Origin of the sequence: Pseudomonas sp. NFACC39-1 (assembly GCF_900110355.1) — a bacterium.
GTDB classification, from domain to species: domain Bacteria; phylum Pseudomonadota; class Gammaproteobacteria; order Pseudomonadales; family Pseudomonadaceae; genus Aquipseudomonas; species Aquipseudomonas tehranensis.
Window position 1 is genome coordinate 1 of the sequence record NZ_FODL01000013.1, and the last position, 20,594, is coordinate 20,594.

Genomic DNA, 20,594 nt, shown 5'->3' on the forward strand with positions numbered 1-20,594 from the left:
ATGCTTTCATTGCCTTCTTGGGAATGGATTTGCGAGTGTCGAAATCAGGACAAAAAGACGGTCGCCGCAGCTTGAGTAAACGAGGCGACCCGGAAGTACGCCGGCTTTTGCACAATGCCGCCATGTCGGCTAGTCGCACATCTGCTTGGAAAGGCTTCTATGAAAAGCAAAGAGCTCGCGGTTTCACTACCACTCAGGCGTTGGTAATGCTGGCTCGCAAGCTTGCCCGGATCGTATTCGCTCTGCTGAAAGGGCAAAGCGAATACCAACCAAAAGCGGCTTGAGGGCTTCCCCTCAACCATAGAATCTCCCACACTGGATCGCGGCTGACCCAAACCCTCATGAACAGCGCAAATCCCTGTGGGAGCGAGCCTGCTCGCGATGAGTCCCCACCACCCCCTGCCCCATGCCCGTTGACGCAAATCAACACGCCCCCGCGCCCACTTCCCTAGACTCACGCCCATGCCTGCCTATCCGGGGAACGCCCGCATGCTCGACGCCATTCATTGGGACTCAAACCTGATCCGCCGTTACGATCTGGCGGGGCCCCGCTACACCTCGTACCCGACCGCAGCGCAGTTCGGCAGCCAGGTGGGGACCTTCGACCTGCTCCACGCTCTGCGCGAAAGCCGCAAAGCCCTGAGGCCACTGTCGCTGTATGTGCATGTGCCGTTCTGCGCGAACATTTGCTACTACTGCGCCTGCAACAAAGTCATCACCAAGGACCGCAGCCGCGCCCATGCCTATCTGCAACGCCTGGAGCAGGAGATCCAGCTGATCGGCTGCCATCTCGACCCGGCCCAGCGCGTAGAACAATTGCACCTGGGCGGCGGCACCCCGACGTTCCTCAACCATGACGAATTGCGCCAGTTGATGGCCACGCTGCGCCAACACTTCAACCTGCTGGAGGACAATGGCGGCGACTACAGCATCGAAATTGATCCCCGGGAAGCCGACTGGTCCACCATGGGCCTACTGCGGGAACTGGGTTTCAACCGGGTCAGCATTGGCCTGCAAGACCTTGACCCGGCCGTGCAGCGCGCCGTCAATCGCCTGCAAAGCCTGGAAGAAACCCGCGCGGTGATCGAAGCCGCCCGGACCTTGCAGTTCCGTTCGATCAACATCGACCTGATCTACGGGCTGCCCAAACAGACCCCGGAAAACTTCGCCCGCACGGTCCAGGAAGTCATCCATCTGCAGCCGGACCGGCTTTCGGTGTTCAACTACGCCCACTTGCCGGAACGCTTCATGCCCCAGCGCCGTATCAACAGCCAGGACCTGCCCAATCCGGCGCAGAAACTGGCGATGCTGCAAGGCACCATCGAACAACTGACCGCGGCGGGTTATCGCTATATCGGCATGGACCACTTCGCCCTGCCCGACGACGAACTGGCGATTGCCCAGGAAGACACCACCCTGCAACGCAACTTTCAGGGCTATACCACCCATGGACACTGCGACCTGATCGGCCTTGGCGTGTCAGCCATCAGCCAGATCGGCGATTTGTACTGCCAGAACAGCAGCGACCTGAACCATTACCAGAACACCCTGGCCGACGGCCAACTGGCGACCAGTCGCGGGCTGCTGTGCAATGCCGACGATCGGCTGCGGCGCGCGGTGATCCAGCAACTGATCTGCCATTTCAATCTGCTATTCAGCGATATCGAACAAACGTTCAACATCGATTTTCGCGGTTACTTCGCACCGTGGCCGCAATTGCAGGGGATGGCCGAGGACGGCCTGATCGAATTAGACAGCACCCACATCAGGGTCCTGCCCGCTGGGCGCCTGCTGGTGCGCTCGGTATGCATGGTCTTTGATGCCTATCTGGAAGGACATAATCGACAGCGCTTCTCCCGAGTCATCTGAGCGCGACAATTTGACGACGAAACGCCACTGGCCGGAGTACCTGCGCTGGGTTACCCTTACGGCTTATGTGTGTTTCCCACAAGGATTTAAGTAATGTCCGAGCCAGTCAAATTGCGCGCTCACAACCAGGCCCATTGCAAGGATTGCAGCCTGGCTCCCCTCTGCCTGCCACTTTCATTGAATCTGGAGGATATGGACGCGCTGGACGACATCGTTAAACGGGGCCGACCGTTGAAAAAAGGTGAATTCCTGTTTCGCCAGGGCGACACCTTCGATTCCGTCTATGCCGTGCGCTCGGGCGCCTTGAAAACCTTCAATCTGAGCGATGGCGGCGAAGAGCAGCTCACCGGCTTCCACCTGCCCAGCGAGCTGGTGGGTCTGTCGGGCATGGACACCGAGAGCCATCCGGTCTCGGCCCAGGCGCTGGAAACCACTTCGGTGTGCGAGATCCCGTTTGATCGCCTGGACGAGCTGGCCTTGCAACTGCCGCAACTGCGGCGTCAGTTGATGCGGGTCATGAGTCGGGAGATCCGCGACGATCAGCAAATGATGCTGCTGCTCTCGAAGAAAACCGCCGACGAACGCATCGCCACGTTCCTGGTCAACCTCTCGGCACGTTTCCGCGCCCGCGGGTTTTCGGCCAACCAGTTCCGCCTGAGCATGTCGCGTAACGAAATCGGCAACTACCTGGGTCTGGCGGTGGAAACCGTGTCCCGGGTATTCACCCGTTTCCAGCAGAACGAGCTGATCGCCGCCGAAGGCAAGGAGATCCATATTCTCGACCCGATCCAGCTCTGCGCCCTGGCGGGTGGCTCGATCGAAGGCTGATGAGCAGGCGCGGCCCAGGGTTCGCCTTGCCGCGCTATACTCCGGCGTTTGCAGCCTGCCAGGACACCTAGACGATGGTCTTCGACTCCTTCGACATCAAATCCCTGATCCGCCCCGTGCTCGATTTCCCCAAGCCGGGCGTGATCTTTCGCGACATTACCCCACTGTTCCAGTCCCCCACCGCGCTGCGGCTGGTGATGGACAGCTTCGCCCACCGTTATGTCGAGGCCGAGTTCACTCACATCGGCGCGATGGATGCACGAGGCTTCTTGATCGGCTCAATCCTGGCTTATCAGTTGAACAAGCCCCTGGTGCTGTTCCGCAAGCAAGGCAAGCTGCCGGCGGATGTGCTGGCCGAGGCTTACCAGACCGAATACGGCGAAGCCTTTCTTGAAGTACATGCCGACAGCCTGTGCGAGGGTGATTCGGTGGTGATGTTCGATGACCTGATCGCCACCGGCGGCACGCTGATCGCCGCCGCCAACCTGATCCGCCGCATGGGCGCCAAGGTCCACGAGGCAGCGGCGATCATCGACCTGCCGGAGTTGCTTGGCTCGCAGCGTCTGGAAGACATGGGGATACCGACGTTCTGCCTGACGCAGTTTTCGCTGAGCGAAAGATAACGCCCGTCAACAGCACACAAACTCCATGTGGGAGCGAGCCTGCTCGCGATAGTGGTGTGTCAGCCGACATCAATGGTGACTGACACACCGCTATCGCGAGCAGGCTCGCTCCCACAGTTTTTTGTGTGGTCGTTACAACGCGATCGGTTTGCGCCCGGCAAACGAATGCGCCAGCGTCCCGCCGTCCACCAGTTCCAGCTCGCCACCCAGCGGCACACCATGGGCGATGCGTGAAGCGATCAGGCCCTTGTTGTTCAGCAGTTGGGCAATGTAGTGGGCGGTGGCTTCGCCTTCGACCGTCGGGTTGGTGGCGAGGATGACTTCGGTGAAAGTCCCGGCCTCTTCGATCCGCGCCATCAGTTGCGGAATGCCGATGGCTTCCGGCCCCAGGCCGTCGAGCGGAGACAAATGCCCCTTGAGCACGAAATAACGGCCGCGAAAACCGGTCTGCTCCACGGCGTACACATCCATGGGACCTTCCACGACGCACAGCAGGCTGTCGTCCCGACGCGGGTCGGCGCATTGCGGGCAAAGGTCGTCTTCCGTGAGGGTGCGGCATAAGCGGCAATGCCCTACCCCTTCCATGGCCTGGCTCAGGGCCAGAGCCAGACGCGAACCGCCGCTGCGATCACGCTCAAGCAATTGCAACGCCATGCGCTGAGCAGTTTTCTGACCCACACCCGGCAAAGTTCGCAGGGCGTCGATCAGTTGGCGAATCAAAGGGCTGAAGCTCATGGAGGAAATGTCCGACATAACAACGAGACGCGGTTTATACCCGCGCCTCCGATTAGCGTCAAATACTCAATCCTGCGCCACCCGAACCACCAGCTTGCCGAAGTTGCGCCCTTCCAGCAGGCCGATAAAGGCCTGTGGTGCATTCTCAAGGCCATCGACCACGTCTTCGCGGAACTTGACCTTGCCGTCACGCACCCAAGGCGCCATGGCGCTGATGAACTCCGGCTGACGGCCACTGAAGTCGTCGAACACGATAAACCCCTGGATCCGCACACGCTTGGTCAGCAAGGTACGCTGCAATTGCGGCAAGCGATCCGGGCCGCCGGGGGCTTCATGCTCGTTGTAGGACGCGATCAGGCCACAGAGGGGAATGCGCGCCTTGGCGTTGAGCAGCGGCACCACGGCGTCGAACACCTTGCCACCGACGTTTTCGTAATAGATGTCGATGCCCTGGTCGCAAGCCCGGGCCAGTGCGTCGGCAAAGTCATCGCGCTTGTGATCGACACAGGCGTCGAACCCCAACTCGTCGACCACGTACTTGCATTTCTCGGGACCGCCGGCCACACCGACCACCCGCAGGCCCTTGATCTTCGCCACCTGGCCGACCACCGAGCCGACTGCACCCGAGGCCGCCGCGACCACCAGGGTTTCCCCGGCCTTGGGCTGACCGATCTCCATCAAGCCCATGTACGCGGTCATGCCCGGCATGCCCAGCACACCCAGCGCCATCGACGGGCTGGGCAGCCCGGATGGGATCGGAATGACATTGCGGCCATCGCTGACCGTGTGGCTCTGCCACCCCGTCGCGCCCACCACCAGATCCCCCTCCTGAAACTTCGGATGCATCGAACGCTCGACCCGGCTGACAGCACCACCGGTCATCACCTCATCGATTTCCACCGGCGCGGCGTAGGAAGGTGCATCACTCATGCGCCCACGCATGTAAGGGTCCAATGAGAGAAACAACGTCTTGAGCAGGATCTGCCCCTCCTCCAGCTCCGGCAACGTCACCTGCTCCAGACGGAAGTTGTCCGGGGTGGGGGCACCTGTGGGGCGGGAGGCGAGGACGATGCGCTGGTGGGTGGTCGATGCTTGTGACATGGAAGCGTCTCCTTGATCGTTGAGTGGGACCTATAGGAAGCAGACTCTTTTGAAGGGGGTGTGTTCGATGTTTTTGCCGTTGGACCGCGGCGCCGCTTTCGCGAGTAAGCCCGCTCCCACAGGGCACTGTGGTGGACATAGATATTGATGCCCCCCCGGAACAGTGTGGGAGCGGGCTTGCTCGCGAAAGCAATCGTACAGACGCCACATTTCCCGAGCACAAACAAAAATGCCAGGCGCGATGCCTGGCATTGTGTGTAGCCCATCCCGTCCGGGATGGCGAGTCAGAACGGCAGTTTCATGCCCGGCGGCAGTTGCATGCCAGCGGTCATGCCGGACATTTTGTCCTGGCTGTTGGCTTCGATCTTGCGCACTGCGTCATTGACGGCGGCGGCGAACAGGGCTTCGAGCATTTCCTTGTCGTCTTCGCTCAGGCCTTCGACCACGCTCGGGTCGATGCTGACACGCTTGATGTCGTGGCGACCGGTCATGACCACGGTCACCATGTCGCCGCCGGACTTGCCGGTGACTTCGGCGTTGGCCAGTTCTTCCTGCATCTTGGCCATTTTTTCCTGCATCTGCTGCGCCTGCTTCATCAGGCCGGCCATGCCACCTTTCATCATGGGAATCACCTCGAAAGTACTTGGATAAACACCGCGCCCGGCCCGTTCGGCCTGGCGCTTTCAGTTATGAGCCCTGGGTCACCGGGGCCTCGACAGGTTCGATAGTATCGTGACGGACCACAGCGCCGAACTGTTGCATCATTTGCTGGATGAACGGATCACCGTGGATCGACTCCTCGGCTTCGCGCTGACGGTCGGCACGGCGGCGGGACGCAGCCTGGGCCGGCGTCTCCTGCTCAGGCTTGATCAGCTCGATGCTCAGCGTCAGGGTGCGCTGGTGATACTGGTTCAACGCATCGTTGAGGCGGCGCTGCTGCGTGGCGTTGAACAGCGCGCTGTGGGCCGGGTCCAGGTGCAGCAGCCAGTGGTCGCCCTCCACGGAGATCAGCGTGCAGTTGGCGGCAATGCTGCCGGTCATGCCGGTAATCGGCAGTTTCGGGAACAGCTCCAGCCATTGCAGGGCCAGCCCGGTGGCCGGCATCGCCGCCGGTTCAGGCTCGGGCTCCGGAGCCGGCTCCGCGGTATGTTCGCTGGCCAACTCGTCCAGATAGCTGTAGGCCGAATCCATGTCCGGCTCGATGTAATCCTCGTCCAGTGGCGGCTCATCATCCAGGTCCATGCCCGGCGTGGCGACATCAACGTCCGCCACCGTGGGCTCAGGCACCGGTGCGGCCACCCACTCGGGTGCGTCGGGTACCACGCTGTCGGGCGTGGGCATGGGCATCGGCGGCAGCTCGGGTTGCTCAGCGACGGTTTCCAGCACCGGCTCCACGGCGGGCTGCTGGACGACCTGGGCCTCGACCGGATCGTTCCAGGGCAGGTCGACCACTGCTTCAGCGACTGGCTGCGGCAAGGCCTCGACGACCGGCTCAGGCTCGGGTTCAGGCGCCGCGACGACAGGCACCGGGGCCGGTTGCGCCACCGCTGCCGGGGCAGAGGCCACTGCCGGCGCAACGACGGGCGCGGCAGCCACTGGCTTGGTGGAATCAGCTGTGGCCTGGCTGATCCCCACTGGCTTTAGCGGTTGCCTCGGGGCGTTTTCCGTGTCGGCCGGCCGGAACGCGAGCATTCGCAGCAGCACCATTTCGAAACCACCGCGCGGATCCGGTGCCAGCGGCAGGTCACGACGGCCGATCAGCCCCATCTGGTAATAGAACTGCACGTCTTCGGCCGGCAGTGCCTGAGCCAGGGCCAGCACCCGATCGCGGTCGCCATGGCCGTTGTCGACCCCCTCGGGCAAAGCCTGGGCGATGGCGACACGGTGCAATACGTTGAGAATTTCCGAAAGCACGCCATTCCAGTCCGGCCCCTGCTCGGCCAGGTGACGCACCGCTTCGAGCAACGCCTTGGCGTCGCCGTCGATCAGCGCATGCAATACGTCGTAGACCTGGCCGTGGTCGAGGGTGCCAAGCATGGCCCGCACATCGGCGGCCATGACCTTGCCTTCACCAAAGGCAATGGCCTGGTCGGTCAGGCTCATGGCGTCACGCATCGAACCATCGGCGGCGCGGCCCAGCAGCCACAGCGCATCGTCTTCGAACGGTACGTTCTCGACAGCCAACACGTGGGTCAGATGCTCGACCACCCGCTCGGGGGTCATGTTCTTGAGGGAGAACTGTAGGCAGCGGGACAAAATGGTTGCAGGAAGCTTCTGCGGGTCGGTGGTCGCCAGGATGAACTTGACGTAGGGCGGCGGCTCCTCGAGGGTCTTGAGCAGCGCATTGAAGGAGTGGCTGGACAGCATGTGCACTTCGTCGATCAGGTAGACCTTGAAGCGCCCACGGCTGGGTGCGTACTGCACGTTGTCGAGCAGTTCACGGGTGTCTTCGACCTTGGTGCGGCTGGCGGCGTCGATCTCGATCAGGTCGACGAAACGGCCTTCGTCGATTTCCCGGCATACCGAGCACTCGCCACACGGCGTCGAGGTAATACCGGTTTCACAGTTCAGGCACTTGGCGATGATCCGCGCGATGGTGGTCTTGCCGACGCCGCGCGTGCCGGTGAACAGGTAGGCGTGATGCAGCCGCTGGCTGTCCAAGGCATTGATCAGGGCCTTGAGCACATGGGTCTGGCCGACCATTTCGCGGAACGAGCGCGGACGCCATTTACGTGCAAGAACCTGATAACTCATCGAAAACCATCGCCACTGGAAAGCAGAAGCGGCTAATGCTAGCGGAGCAGGGGCGAAATTGCATCCGGTGTGCTCGTCTAATCTGTCTAAGCTTGGGTCAGAGCACGATTGTCGGCAGGATTTTGCACCATCAGGAGAGTTTATGCGTTCGGCCATGGGGGCTTTGCTGCTAATAGGTTCAGGGTGTTTTGCAGGCGAAATTCCGTTGCGTTTCGCCATTACCGACAGTTGGGCCATGCCCATGGTGCAGACTGAAGATGGTCGCCCGATCCAGGGCATCATCCCCGACGTAATGACCCGCCTGGCGACTCAGGTGGGGATGCCGGCGCAGTTTCATGTGCTGGCCCGCGCTCGACTGGACAATGCCATGAAACACGGCGAAGTCGACGTACGGTGTTATGTCACCCCCGAATGGGTAAAGGATACGGGTGGCAATTACCTGTGGAGCGTCCCGCTGTTTTTCCAGCGCGACGTGCTGGTGGGCACGGCCAGCGCCCCCAAGGTGGTGACGCCCGCCACCCTGCCCCACCAACCGGTCGGGACGGTGCTCAGTTATACCTACCCGACCTTGCAGCCGTTATTCGACGGCGGGCATCTGCGACGTGACGATGCACGCAGCCAGGAACAAGTCCTTGCCAAGCTTCTGGCCGGGCGCTATCGCTACGCGGTGAGCAATCAATGGGCGCTGGACTGGTTCAATCAACAGCATCCCCCGGACCGGCAACTGCGTGCCGTGGCGGTTCTCCAGGAGCGCGTGCTGGGCTGTTATGTGCGCGATGATCCAAACATTCCAGCACAACGCATTCTGCGCACCTTATTGAAGATGAAAACGTCGGGGGAAATCGACGCGATCATCCAGCGCTACACCGGACATAAAGAGTCGTCGGGGGCCGGATCCGATTCGCCCTGAACGTCCGACTGATGCTGCCATTGCGGCGGCGAAACAAATCCCCTCACCCAGCCAGGCACCTGGTCGGGTGGCATGGGTCGGGCGATGAAATAGCCTTGGGCCACTTCGCAGCCCAGGCGCAGCAGCAATTGACCATGCTCCAGGCTGTCCAGTCCCTCCGCCACCACCTGGCGACCAAACGCCCTGGCCAAACCGATGACCGCTTCGGTCAGCGCCAGATCATCGCGGTCATTGAGGATGTCGCGGACAAAGGTCTTGTCGATCTTGATGGTCTGCGTGCGCAGGTGTTTGAGGTCATTGAGCGAACAGTATCCCGTGCCGAAACCGCCCAGGGAAAACCCCACGCCCAAGGCCTGGCACGCCTGGAGACAGGCGCTGACGTGGGCAAGGTTTTCCACCGCCAAGGATTCAACGATCTGCAGATCCAGCATACGCGGCGACACCGCCGGGTGCCGTTGCAACACCTGCCGTAACCGCTCGACGAAATCCGCCCGCTGGAAATGCCGCGCCGAGATATTGATGCTCACCGGCCAGACTTGCCCTGCATGCTGCCATTGCTGCAACTGAATCAGCACCTGCTCCATGACCCACTCACCGATCTCGACGATCAGGTCGGTTTCCTCCACCAGAGGCAGGAACTCCCGGGGCGGCACCAGGCCTCGTTGTGGGTGTTTCCAGCGCAGCAGCGCTTCGAGCCCCACCACCGTGCCATGGCGCATGTTGACCTTGGGCTGGAAATGCAGGCGCAATTCGTTACCGGCCATGGCCTGCCGCACCCGCTCGACAGTCTGATAAGTGGCCCGCACTTCCTGGTCCCGGGACACGTCGAACAAATGAAAGCGATTGCGGCCGCTCTGCTTGGCCACGTACATCGCCTGGTCAGCGTGACGCAACAAGGTATCGGCGTCTTCGTTGTCACCGGGAAACAGGGTGACGCCAATGCTGGCGAAAACCTTGATGACCTTGCCATCAATGGCATACGGCATGGAGACGGCAATCAGCACCCGGTTCAACGCGGCATGCAATTCCTCCAGCCCGCATACATGGCGCAGTACCAGCACAAACTCATCGCCAGCCAACCGCGCCACCACATCCTCCCCGCGCACGATGCTGCGCAGACGCCGGGCGACCTCCACCAGCAACTGATCACCACTGGCGTGGCCGTGACCGTCGTTCACGGCCTTGAAGCCATCCAGGTCGAGCATACACACCGCCAGAGGCAAGCTCTGCGCCCTGGAAAATGCCAGGGCCTGATCCAGCAGGTCGGACAGGTAGGTGCGGTTGGGCAACCCGGTCAACACATCGTGACCGACCCGCCATTGCAGCGAATGCAACAACTGACGCTTCTCGCTGACATCAAAACGAATCGCCAGATAGCGTTCGATCCGACCGGTCGCATCGTCGATCACCGGCACCAGGGTGGTATCGACCCAATGCAGCGTACCGTCCTTGGCCCGGTTGCAAATCTCACCCTTCCAGACCTGCCCCAGGGCGATGGTGCGCCACATGGCGCTGAAGAACTCGTCCGGATGCTGACCGGAGTTGATCAGGCGATGATTAGCCCCCAACAGCTCATCGCGCGGGTAGCCAAAAAGCTTACAGAACTGGTCGTTGACGTAGGTAATGCGCCCGCTCAGATCGGTTTCAGAAAAAATCGCGGCGGCATCAACGGCTCTGCGGTACTTCTTATCCATCGAAGCAGTCATCCATGAGTCAGGCTCATTTGTCGCGCGCGGTTGCAACGCCCCAGGACAGGCGAAAAATCAACTAGGCTCAAACACCTTGAGATACGCTGGAGCGCGGGCCGTGGCGGTGCTATCTGAAGGCGCCAAGCATCGCCCTGTGTACAACAAGAAAACGCAAGGCTCGCCTTTTTCGCACATCCAGGCTTCTGAAGCAGGTCACCAAATGCCCGTGCCAAAGGCCGATTCTACGAAACACATCACATTTTGCAAAGCAAGGTGATGGATCGTGCGGTTGCCTAATGCGAAAATCTATCGTTAAGTTCTTGATTCTAAATGGGAATTAAGCGATGCAAATTTCAAGTTTGGGTCCAGCCATCAGACGCTATCGCAAAGTAGCGGGGCTTACTCAGGCTGAACTTGGCGAAAAAACCGGTTTTGACCCCAAAACCATCAGCCGCTTCGAAACCGGCACCTACACCCCGAGCATCGAAGCCTTGGTCTTGCTTGCCGACAAACTGGATGTGCAGCTCAAAGCATTTTTTGCCGACATGGACGACGAGGACGAACAGCGAGCGTACCTGTTTGGCGTCATACACAGAGCCACCGCGAAGGATCTGGGGAAGCTGATTGCGGCGGTAGATCAGGCACTGTCGAAGCCTTGAAGCAGGCATGAAAAAAGAGGAATTCGGACTGTCGGTGTGCGACGGATCGGGGCCCTCTTGGGCTTTTTTTGCTTGCTCGCTATCCAGCGCTGTTGAAAGGCTAACTGTCACAGATTCCGAAGCGAGATCACGCTCGGCGGCAGGTGTAAGGCGGTATTCAGTCATGCGTTGCCAGCATTCTCTTTTTGAACGCATCGGGATCGAATGGGCGAGGTTTTCCACTGGCCTCACCCTCTTTCAGGGCGGACCGGATAGCCTCAAGTTCGGCGCTACGCTCCTGCTCGCGCCGAATCAGATCGCGAATGTATTCGCTGTCATTGGTGTAGTGACCTGCTTCGATCTGAGCCTTGATCCAGCCGTCCTGTTGGTCGGTGACGGTGATGGTTTTTCGAACGGTACCCATGATGAGCCTCCGGGAAAATGATCGACTCACGCGAAATTATCATACTATTGGTGCGATATCGAGCATGACCACTACAGGGTCCCGTGCGCAAATCCTTTAACCCCAAGCCAAAAAGCCCCACCGCGCGGCGAAAGCAAGGGGGGGCTTTTTGCTTTCCATCAGGCAGCAGAAAACATCGACCGGTAATCGGTCAACAAAACAAAAAAGTAGATAAAGGAATTCGACAAACCTTGCGAACGAAGGCTTGGGCGTTATGGAGGCAACCCCACCAGCCACACCCCGGCACACAATGTTCCCGCTGTGGCTGCTTCCTTCCGGATCTGACCAGGTTCACGGGTAATCGTTGCGGGGGGACCGATGGGGTCACCATAACGACGCCCGCCTGACGGCGAGCCGCGCCATTGTACCTATCTGACGAGAAGTTACAACCGTTCGCGCCGGATTAAAAAACTGAAGATGTTCAAGCACTTGCCTGTGAGAACAAAGCGGCTCCCACACGTCGAGCGGTTACAGCAACACTTGGTCAGCCCGGCCGCCCTCCTCCTGAATTACCAGATGGATGAAATGCAGCTTGGTGATCACCGCAGCCGGTACGACGAACGGGTAGAAATCCGGTTGGCCCATGCTGCGCGACAGTTCGTTGAGCATGCCGGCCAGTTCGATCCAGGCGTTGACGAACGAGAGGAAGGCCACGCCACCAGTGTGTTCGGGATCGAACAAGGTCTCGGGCGGGAACGGCTGGTAGTCGAAATCCATGTCCCCGGCGCTCATACCGAAACCCAGGGCCGTGTCCACCGCGTCCATCATGTGCAGGTAATGCGCCCAGGTTTCCGCCCAGTCTTCCCAGGGATGCATGGTCGCGTAGGCGCTGACGTAGTGGGTTTGCCAGTCCAGCGGCGCGCCTTGCTGATAGTGGCGCTCCAGGGCTTCGGTATAACTGGCTCGCTCGTCGCCAAACTGCTCGCGAAAGGCATCGAGCCAATGGCTGTTGGCGATCAACCGGTCCCAATAGTAGTGCCCCACTTCATGGCGAAAATGTCCGAGCAAGGTGCGATATGGCTCACGCATCTGCTGGCGCACATGCTCACGGTGGGCATCGTCCGCCTCTTTGATGTCGAGGGTGACCAAGCCGCTGGCGTGGCCGGTGGTCGGAGGCGTGCCGTCTAGATCGACGCCGATGAAATCGAAGGCCAGGCCCTCACTTTCACTGACGGTTTTTGGAATGACCGGCAAACCAAGGGTGATCAGTTGCGCCACCAGCCGGCGCTTGGCGGTTTCGACTTTGCACCAGCGTTCGGGGTTTTCCGGGATCGACAGGTCGGGAATGGTGCGGTTCAGGCTGCAGGCGATGCACAAAGTGTCGTGCCCACTGGCCGGCAGCAACCAATTGCAGGCCGCCGGGGTGTCGAGGTTGGCGCAACGGCGGAACAACCCGGCTTGCGGATCGGCGTCCAGCGTCCAGGTGCCGGGTTGCTCCGCGGGTTGCAGGGACGACAACCGGCTTTGCTCCGGTTGATAACCCAGCGCTGCCAGGCAGGCCAGGCACTGGCTGTTGCGGAAAAACAGCGACTGACCGCAACGGCACGGCCAGATTTTGCTGTTCCGCGAGCGATCGCCCGTAAAGGGCGCGGCGATGCGTGAACTCAGTTGCTCGAAGAAGCGGTACATGGTGATCTCCCGGGGGCCTGCAAGACTAGATCACCCGCCGTGTGTGATCGTTCCCACGCTTGCAGCACCAGCGTCCGATAAGCCATGGCGAGAGTACTGATCTTGAAGCCTGGCGTCCTCTTGCGATGAACGGCGCCTGGAACTGTCATTCCTGACAGTAGACGCTCCCGCCCCGGCGCGTATTAATGATTCCTTCCTCCCTGCGCCTCTACTGTTTTATTGGCAGCCCCTCAAACGTCGAGGTGTTTTCCCATGGAAAAGCGATTCCCCCCACGCTATTCGCCCAGCAGCACGCCTTCAGCCGATCCACTTGACCCGCCCTGGTTGCCTAACTGGACGCTGCCCGTGGAGGGCTATGACGCCGGCATTCCAGCCAGGCTGGTGGAGGGCGGATTGCTTTGCGTCGTCGACCCCTGGTTTAACATGGAGGTTGGTGACGGCTTCAGCTTCTACTGGAGTGACAGCACAGCGCCGGTCTGGAGCACCACCATCGACCTGAACCAGAAAGGTCAGCGGCTGACGTTCCGTATCGATGAGGGGCACATCGTCAGCGGCGATGCTTTTCCGGTGTTCTACAGCGTGCTGCGCGTCGCCGCAACGCAGCCAATAGAGTCGCAGCCGCAGTGGAAGCTTTTGGTCAAACTCGACCGGCCTGGTGGTTACGATCCGGACCAAGGCACCCCAGGCCACTCGGGATTGAAATACTCGATTCCCCAGGACATCCTCGACCACGGGGTCGGTCCCGAGGAGGCCGCAGCCGGCGTGCCGATCACCATCAAGCCATACGATAACATGCGCCGCAGAGACCGGATCAACGTGGCCTGGGGCACTCAAAATGTCTATCACACGGTGACCGCTGCTGAGGAAAATACAGAGATCACCATCACCATCCCCAAGGAGATCATCGAGCTGGCCGAGGACAGCGATGGCATCGCCGTGGCCTATCAGGTGGTGGATGAATGCGGCAATTACCCGGGCGGGTACTGGCGCTGGTCGGCGGTGACCTATGTGCTGGTGGATGTGAACAACAACCGCCTCGATCCGCCGCTGGTGCTGGTCAACGGCTTTCCCGTCAGGGAGATTGACCTTGAGGTGTTGGCCGGGGACCCGGTCACCGTGCGTGTCACCGCAACTCGCTACGAACACGCCGTGGGCGATCTCTTGCGCCTGACCTGGCGCGGTACCGCCGCCGACAGTTCGCCGGTGGACGTCGGCCCGCTGGAGCAAACGGTCGACACCATTCCCTACTACTACGATTTCACCATCCCCCATGCCGATGTCGCGGCGATCGCCAGGGGACGGGCCTCGGTAAGCTACGTGAGGATCCGAAATGGCGAAAAAGACCTGCCCTCGAAAAGCGAACCCGTGACCGTGATCGGCGATCCCCGCCAATACCTGGCCCCGGAGATCGTGGAGGCCGTGGGCGGAACGCTGGATCCGGACCTGAATTTCTACACCCTGTCCGTTCCTTACTACCCAGGACGTGCCGACGGCGACGAGATCATCATCATCTGCGACGGTCGCACCGCCACCACGCTGCCGACCTACCATGAAGTGACCGCCATCGTAAGCGGGGAGGCGGTCGGCGCGCCCGTGTTGGCGAACTTGGCCAAAGAGCAGGTCAAGCGGCTCGATGGTGGCTCGCTCACTGTGTACTACAGCGTGAACGGCCAACCCGAATCGGAGTCTCTGGTATTGAGCGTGGGCGTTGCGGCGCCCTCGCTGCCTATCCCGACGGTGGTGGAAGCGCCCAACGACGTGTTGGACCCGGACGATGTCAATCCGTTGATTGGCGTGAACGTTCACGCGACCCATACCGCGACGATTCCCGATGATGTGGTCGTCCTGCGCTGGCGCGGCTCGTCGAGCAGTGCCCCGGACCAGACCAGACTCTTGACCGGCAACACGGCAGGCAAACTGGTGCCGTTTACCGTGCCATTCAGGTACGTGACCGAGAACCTCAACGGCACGGTGGATGTGAGCTATTCCGTTACGCGTGGCACGACTTTGCTGGGCAACTCCATCGTCCGACACCTGACGGTGGGTTCGGCCCTGGACCTCACCGCCCCCTCGGTAGAAGAGGCCAATGGCGCGAGCCTGAACCCGGTCGATGCCAAGGACACACTGACCGTCGTCGTGCCGACCAACGCCGCGCTGCTGCCCGACGACAAACTGAAAGTCACCTGGACCGGCGCGCCGGGCACACCGGCCGAGGGTTCGCACACCTCGGGTGACTGGCCGGTCAGGGATGGATGGAAGGTTCCGATCAGCAACAGCGTGGTGGCGTTCAGTATGGGGAAAGCGGTGACGGTTAGTTATACGGTGATCCAGAACGGCGTGGAGTCGCCGCCGTCGGATGCGTTTGCCTTGAATGTGCAGGCGATGCCTGTGGCGAGCCTGACGATGCCGTTGATTCCGCAGGCGGCGCAAGGTGGGATTGGCAGCGTGCTGGATCTGGGTAGCTTCGCCGGTGATACCCGCGTCACTGTCGCGCCCTGGCCGTTAATCGCGACGGGTCAGCGGGTTTGGCTGAAGTGTGAAGGGACTGCTGCGAGCAATGGTGCGGATTACACGATTGCGCTGCTCTCTGACTCAGAGGTTAGTTCGGGCCAAGTGACTGCCGGGCTTTCCACGCCGCTGCCACGGAGCGAGCTTGAGAAGCTGCGCGATGGTTCTGAGCTCAAGGTTGTGCTGTTGGTGACGTTCAATCGCACCGGTAATCAGAGTGAGGCTGTTACCTTTCCGTTGCGCATTTATACCGTCAATGCACTTGAACTGATTGCACCGACTCTCACCGATATCTCTGACAGCCAAGGCTCGATTGTCGATGGGACCACGGTCGAGACCAGTGTGACCGTCACCGGAACCGGCAACAGCGGTCAACAGATTCAACTGATGGATGGTGCCGCCGACATTGGTAACCCGATCAATATTCCCGACAACAGCACAAACTGGACATCCCGGCTTTCAGAGCTGACCCCAAAAGCCTACGAACTCAAGGCCAGGGCACTCTATGGCACGGGCATACCGGACTCAGCAGTGCTGCGCTTCAATGTACAGGCACCTACGCCGGAGCTGGTGTTCAACACTGCTCCGGTGACCTTGAGCGGCAAGGTTTATATGGTTCACGGGTATCCGAATCTGCCCGCCTTCGGTGACGGTACCGCGGTCCTTCATCAAGCCTCCGGAGGAGTGCCCGGTTACAGCTACAGTTCCAGTGAGCCTGGGGTCGCTGCGGTCGATGAAAACGGTTGGGTCACCGTGCGCAGAAACGGCGCCACCGCCATCACGGCGACAGACAGTGCCAAACAATCGAAAAGCTACACCGTGTATGTGAGCGGAGTCATTGTGTGTCAGGGCTTGGGCAACAATGACTGGACCGGGGCGAGCAACACCGCCGCTAACAATGGAATGCGCTTGCCTTCCATGGTCGAAATGCGGGAAATATGGGATACCTACGGCAGTGGCTGGCCAATAACGGAAAACAGGTTCTACTGGTCCCGCGACCAGGCATCGAGTGGTATCGGCGGTCGATACTACTTTGTGAAGAATCTGATCACAGGCGCGGAGGACAAATTAAAAGACCAAGGGGGCCCCTTCCCGGTGGCAGCACTCGTTGTAGGGCTCAAATGAATCGCCCGGACGCCACACCGCCCGAGCAAAACATCCCCATGTAGCAAGAGGATCTATCCCCGCAGGGACGGGCAGATAGATCCCCTCGCCACAAAAGCTTGAGTGCTGTCCGGCGAAGTGTTCACGGCTAAACCGTGATGCCATGCTTACTCAAAAACGCCACAAACGCCTCTTCATCCAGCACCGTAAGCCCCAGCTCATTGGCCTTGGTCAGCTTCGACCCTGCCCCCGGCCCGGCAACGACGCAATGGGTTTTCGCCGACACGGAACCGGCCACCTTGGCCCCCAGGCTTTCCAGTTTGTCTTTGGCGACATCGCGACTCATCAGCTCCAGCGACCCGGTCAGCACCCAGGTGTGCCCCGCTTCAGGCAGGCCTTCGACGACTTTTTTCTCGCTCTGCCAGTGCATGCCGAAATCCTGCAACTGCTTCTCGGCGGCTTCGGCCTGCTGGCGGTTATCGACGACAGTGAAGAACTCGCGCACGGCGTTGGCCTGTTTTTCCGGCAGGGCCTGGCGCATGTCCAGCCAGTCGGCGTTCATCACGGCCTGGAGTGAGCCAAATTTGTCCGCCAGTTTCTGCGCCCCGCCCGGCCCGACCGAAGGGATGTTCAGCTTGTCCAGGAAACCGCCCAGGGTGGTGCTGGCGGAGAACTCGGCGCCCAGTTCGCCCTGGTCCTGGATCTCCAGGCCATGGCGCAGCAAGCCCTCGATCACCTGACGGTTGTGCGAGTCTTCGAAGAAGCTGTGGATCTCGTGGGCCACTTCCAGGCCGACGTCCGGCAAGTACGTGAGCACTTGAGGCAGGGCCGCTTGCACACGCTCCAGTGAACCGAGGGAGCGGGCCAGGACCTTGGCGGTTTCCTCACCCACGTCCGGGATGCCGAGGGCGTAGATGAAACGCGCCAGGCTCGGCTTCTTGCTGTCGACGATGGCCGACAACAGGTTCTTGCTCGACAGTTCGGCGAAACCTTCCAGGTCGACCACTTGCTCGAAGGTCAAGGCATACAGATCGGCAGGCGAACCCACCAACCCCTCGTCCACCAACTGTTCGACGCTCTTCTCGCCCAGGCCTTCGATGTCCATGGCCCGGCGCGACACGAAATGAATGATTGCCTGCTTGAGCTGTGCGCCACAGGCCAGACGCCCGACGCAACGGTATACCGCGCCTTCGCTGATGGTTTCGCGGCCCTTGCTGCGCTTGATCAGTTGCGTGCGCTCCACATGGGAGCCACACACCGGGCACTGTTGCGGGATTTCAACGGCGCGGGCGTTTTCCGGGCGACGCTCGGTGACCACTTGCACCACTTGCGGGATCACGTCGCCGGCACGGCGGATAATCACCGTGTCCCCGATCATCAGGCCCAGGCGCGCCACTTCGTCCATGTTGTGCAGCGTGGCGTTGGCCACGGTCACGCCGGCCACCTTGACCGGCTTGAGTCGTGCAACGGGTGTCACGGCGCCGGTGCGGCCGACCTGGAACTCGACGTCCAACAGTTCGGTGAGTTCTTCGCTGGCCGGGAATTTATGGGCGATGGCCCAGCGCGGTTCCCGGGCGCGGAAACCCAGCTCGCGTTGGGAGGCGATGCTGTTGACCTTGAACACCACGCCGTCGATTTCGTAAGGCAGCGCGTTACGCCGCTCGCCGATGTCGCGGTAGTAATCCAGGCACTCGTCGATGCCGTGGGCCCGTTTCAATTCGCGGCTGATGGGCAGGCCCCAGGCTTTGAGCTGCTTGAGATTGCCGATGTGGGTGTCGGCAATGTCCGCGGTCACCTGGCCGATGCCATAGCAGCAGAATTCCAGGGGACGATTGGCGGTGATCTTCGAATCCAGCTGGCGCAAGCTGCCCGCGGCCGCGTTGCGCGGATTGGCGAAGGTCTTGCCGCCCGCCTCCAGTTGCGTGGCGTTGAGACGCTCGAAGCCGGCCTTAGACATGTACACCTCGCCGCGCACTTCAAGCACTGGCGGCCAGCCACTGCCCTGCAGCTTGAGGGGGATGTTGCGCACCGTGCGTACGTTGACGCTGATGTCTTCGCCGGTGGTGCCGTCGCCGCGCGTGGCACCGCGCACCAGCAGGCCGTCCTGGTACAACAGGCTGACCGCCAGGCCGTCGAGCTTCGGCTCACAGCTGTACTCCACCGCCGCACCACCGCCCAGCAAGTCGCCCATGGGCAGGTCGAGGCCTTCGGTCACCCGGCGGTCGAATTCACGCATCGTGGTTTCGTCGAAGGCGTTGCCCAGGCTGAGCATCGGGATTTCGTGGCGGACCTGGCTGAAGGCCGACAGTGCCACACTGCCGACACGCTGGGTCGGGGAGTCGCTGGTCACAAGTTCAGGATGCTGTTCTTCCAGGGCCTTGAGCTCATGGAACAGACGGTCGTACTCGGCGTCCGGGATGCTCGGTTCGTCGAGGACGTGGTAGCGGTAGTTGTGCTGATCCAGCTCGGTACGCAGCTGTTGGATGCGGGTTTCGACGGCAGTCATGGATGTTCTCTCATAAAGCAAAAGAGCAGCCTAGGCTGCTCATTCTCAATACTTCGATCGCTGGTAGGAACTGTAGGAGCTGTAGGAGCTGTCGAGTGCAACGAGGCTGCGATCTTTTTTCCCCGGACACTAGCGTCTCAAGCCAAAGATCGCAGCCTTCGGCAGCTCCTACAGGGCCTGCGATCTTTGGCCTCAGCGTTTCTGGGTCAACGCCCGGCGTTCGAATTCGACGATGCGCTGGCGGTAGTGTTCGATGGTCTGGGCAGTCAGCACGCTGCGCTGGTCGTCCTTGAGCTCGCCGTTGAGTTCCTGGGACAGCTTGCGCGCCGCGGCCACCATCACGTCAAAGGCCTGCTTGGGATGACGCGGACCTGGCAGGCCGAGGAAGAAGCTCACCGCCGGGGTGCTGAAATGGTCGATGTCGTCCAGGTCGAACACGCCTGGCTTGACCGCGTTGGCCATGGAGAACAGCACCTCGCCGTTGCCGGCCATGCTTTCATGACGGTGGAAAATGTCCATCTCGCCAAAACGCAGGCCGCTCTCCAGGATGTTCTGCAACAGCGCCGGGCCCTTGAAGCCGGCTGGGTCGCGGCAGATCACGCTGATCACCAGCACTTCCTCGGCCTGGGCCTGGTCCTTGTCGCCGCGCACGGGTTTGTTCTCGTCCGGGAAGTCGTCGTCGCGGCTGCTGAAGCTCGGGCCGCCGTCCAGGTCGAGATTGAGGTTCAGGTCGCCCTGGGACGGTTCGCTGTTGCGCTTGCCGCGTTTGGAACCCGACTCCCGTGGCTCGCGCACTGGCGCGCTCATCGATGGCAGGTCGTGCTCATCCAGTTGCGGCTCCTTATGGGTATCCAGCACCCGGGGCGGGCCCAACAGCTCGGCATTGCCATCATCATCCGGCAGGTTCGACAGGCTGCGGTCGAGGCGAAACTTGAGTTTCCCCTTGCCGCCGCGCATGCGGCGCCAGCCGTCGAAAAGAATACCGGCAATGACAATAATGCCGATGACGATCAGCCACTCGCGCAGACCGATTTCCATGTAATCCCGTGCCTCTATAAAAATGCTGAAAAATAAGGGGCTTAGCTATGTGCAAACCGCTTTAAAACGTGGCGCCAACTCTATGTTCTGAATGGCGTTTTGCCCACGCATACGAAAAATTGACATTAAACTAGCATGACCCGCAGCTACAAGCTACAAGCGGCAAGCCACAAGCCGCCTCACTTGCAGCTTGCCGCTCG

Annotated in this window: 16 protein-coding genes and 1 other RNA gene; 7 read left to right on the forward strand and 10 right to left on the reverse strand. The window is 60.8% G+C overall.

The genetic code is table 11. The annotated features are described in order from the left end of the window. The 4 genes from BMY45_RS22425 to BMY45_RS22440 form a co-directional block, all read left to right on the forward strand. On the forward strand, window positions 1-284 hold a 284-nt coding region (locus BMY45_RS22425; RefSeq protein ID WP_143071689.1), incomplete at its 5' end, for a transposase. Between the two features lie 205 nt (window positions 285-489). Then, window positions 490-1,869, forward strand: a complete 1,380-nt coding sequence (gene hemN / locus BMY45_RS22430) for an oxygen-independent coproporphyrinogen III oxidase (protein ID WP_092401682.1) — start codon at window positions 490-492, stop codon at window positions 1,867-1,869. A 93-nt stretch (window positions 1,870-1,962) separates the two neighbouring features. Further along, on the forward strand, window positions 1,963-2,697 hold the full coding sequence (gene fnr / locus BMY45_RS22435) for a fumarate/nitrate reduction transcriptional regulator Fnr (RefSeq protein ID WP_092401685.1): 735 nt from the start codon (window positions 1,963-1,965) through the stop codon (window positions 2,695-2,697). A gap of 74 nt (window positions 2,698-2,771) precedes the next feature. Continuing rightward, window positions 2,772-3,320, forward strand: a complete 549-nt coding sequence (locus tag BMY45_RS22440; protein WP_092401688.1) for an adenine phosphoribosyltransferase — start codon at window positions 2,772-2,774, stop codon at window positions 3,318-3,320. Between the two features lie 132 nt (window positions 3,321-3,452). On the opposite strand, the gene recR is transcribed toward BMY45_RS22440, so the two are convergent. The 4 genes from recR to dnaX form a co-directional block, all read right to left on the reverse strand. Further along, window positions 3,453-4,055: a recombination mediator RecR gene (gene recR / locus BMY45_RS22445; protein ID WP_047227281.1), complete on the reverse strand. Its 603-nt coding sequence runs from the start codon at window positions 4,053-4,055 to the stop codon at window positions 3,453-3,455. 66 nt (window positions 4,056-4,121) lie between these two features. Continuing rightward, window positions 4,122-5,156: an NADP-dependent oxidoreductase gene (locus BMY45_RS22450; protein ID WP_092401691.1), complete on the reverse strand. Its 1,035-nt coding sequence runs from the start codon at window positions 5,154-5,156 to the stop codon at window positions 4,122-4,124. A gap of 284 nt (window positions 5,157-5,440) precedes the next feature. Next, a complete protein-coding gene (locus BMY45_RS22455; protein WP_003183512.1) occupies window positions 5,441-5,779 on the reverse strand; it encodes a YbaB/EbfC family nucleoid-associated protein in 339 nt (112 codons plus the stop codon). Between the two features lie 64 nt (window positions 5,780-5,843). Beyond that, window positions 5,844-7,910 carry a DNA polymerase III subunit gamma/tau gene (dnaX, locus tag BMY45_RS22460; protein WP_092401694.1) on the reverse strand — a complete coding sequence of 689 codons (2,067 nt, stop codon included), beginning with the start codon at window positions 7,908-7,910 and terminating at the stop codon, window positions 5,844-5,846. A 142-nt stretch (window positions 7,911-8,052) separates the two neighbouring features. Between dnaX and BMY45_RS22465 the strand changes: the two genes are divergently transcribed. Then, window positions 8,053-8,820 (forward strand): substrate-binding periplasmic protein, encoded by a 768-nt coding sequence (locus BMY45_RS22465; protein ID WP_092401697.1) that lies wholly within the window; start codon window positions 8,053-8,055, stop codon window positions 8,818-8,820. Here BMY45_RS22465 and BMY45_RS22470 read toward each other — a convergent pair. After that, on the reverse strand, window positions 8,772-10,514 hold the full coding sequence (locus BMY45_RS22470; RefSeq protein WP_092401700.1) for a putative bifunctional diguanylate cyclase/phosphodiesterase: 1,743 nt from the start codon (window positions 10,512-10,514) through the stop codon (window positions 8,772-8,774). The two genes, BMY45_RS22465 and BMY45_RS22470, sit on opposite strands and share 49 nt — an antisense overlap. Before the next feature lie 338 nt (window positions 10,515-10,852). Between BMY45_RS22470 and BMY45_RS22475 the strand changes: the two genes are divergently transcribed. After that, window positions 10,853-11,167 (forward strand): helix-turn-helix domain-containing protein, encoded by a 315-nt coding sequence (locus BMY45_RS22475; RefSeq protein ID WP_092401703.1) that lies wholly within the window; start codon window positions 10,853-10,855, stop codon window positions 11,165-11,167. Between the two features lie 157 nt (window positions 11,168-11,324). Here BMY45_RS22475 and BMY45_RS22480 read toward each other — a convergent pair whose 3' ends face one another. From BMY45_RS22480 to BMY45_RS22490, 3 genes are all read right to left on the reverse strand, one after another. Then, window positions 11,325-11,570, reverse strand: a complete 246-nt coding sequence (locus tag BMY45_RS22480) for a type II toxin-antitoxin system ParD family antitoxin (protein ID WP_092401706.1) — start codon at window positions 11,568-11,570, stop codon at window positions 11,325-11,327. Between the two features lie 263 nt (window positions 11,571-11,833). Then, an RNA gene (ffs, locus tag BMY45_RS22485) (signal recognition particle sRNA small type) lies at window positions 11,834-11,930 on the reverse strand. Between the two features lie 147 nt (window positions 11,931-12,077). Next, a complete protein-coding gene (locus BMY45_RS22490) occupies window positions 12,078-13,238 on the reverse strand; it encodes a zinc-binding metallopeptidase family protein (RefSeq protein WP_092401709.1) in 1,161 nt (386 codons plus the stop codon). Between the two features lie 252 nt (window positions 13,239-13,490). On the opposite strand from BMY45_RS22490, the gene BMY45_RS22495 reads away from it, so the two are divergent. Next, complete coding sequence (locus tag BMY45_RS22495) at window positions 13,491-16,871, forward strand: hypothetical protein (protein WP_143071691.1); 3,381 nt, start codon at window positions 13,491-13,493, stop codon at window positions 16,869-16,871. A 127-nt stretch (window positions 16,872-16,998) separates the two neighbouring features. Here BMY45_RS22495 and ligA read toward each other — a convergent pair whose 3' ends face one another. Beyond that, entirely contained in the window at window positions 16,999-19,356 is a 2,358-nt protein-coding gene (ligA, locus tag BMY45_RS22500; RefSeq protein WP_092401715.1) for an NAD-dependent DNA ligase LigA, read from the reverse strand. A 192-nt stretch (window positions 19,357-19,548) separates the two neighbouring features. Beyond that, on the reverse strand, window positions 19,549-20,394 hold the full coding sequence (zipA, locus tag BMY45_RS22505) for a cell division protein ZipA (RefSeq protein ID WP_092401718.1): 846 nt from the start codon (window positions 20,392-20,394) through the stop codon (window positions 19,549-19,551). Between the last annotated feature and the right edge of the window lie 200 nt (window positions 20,395-20,594).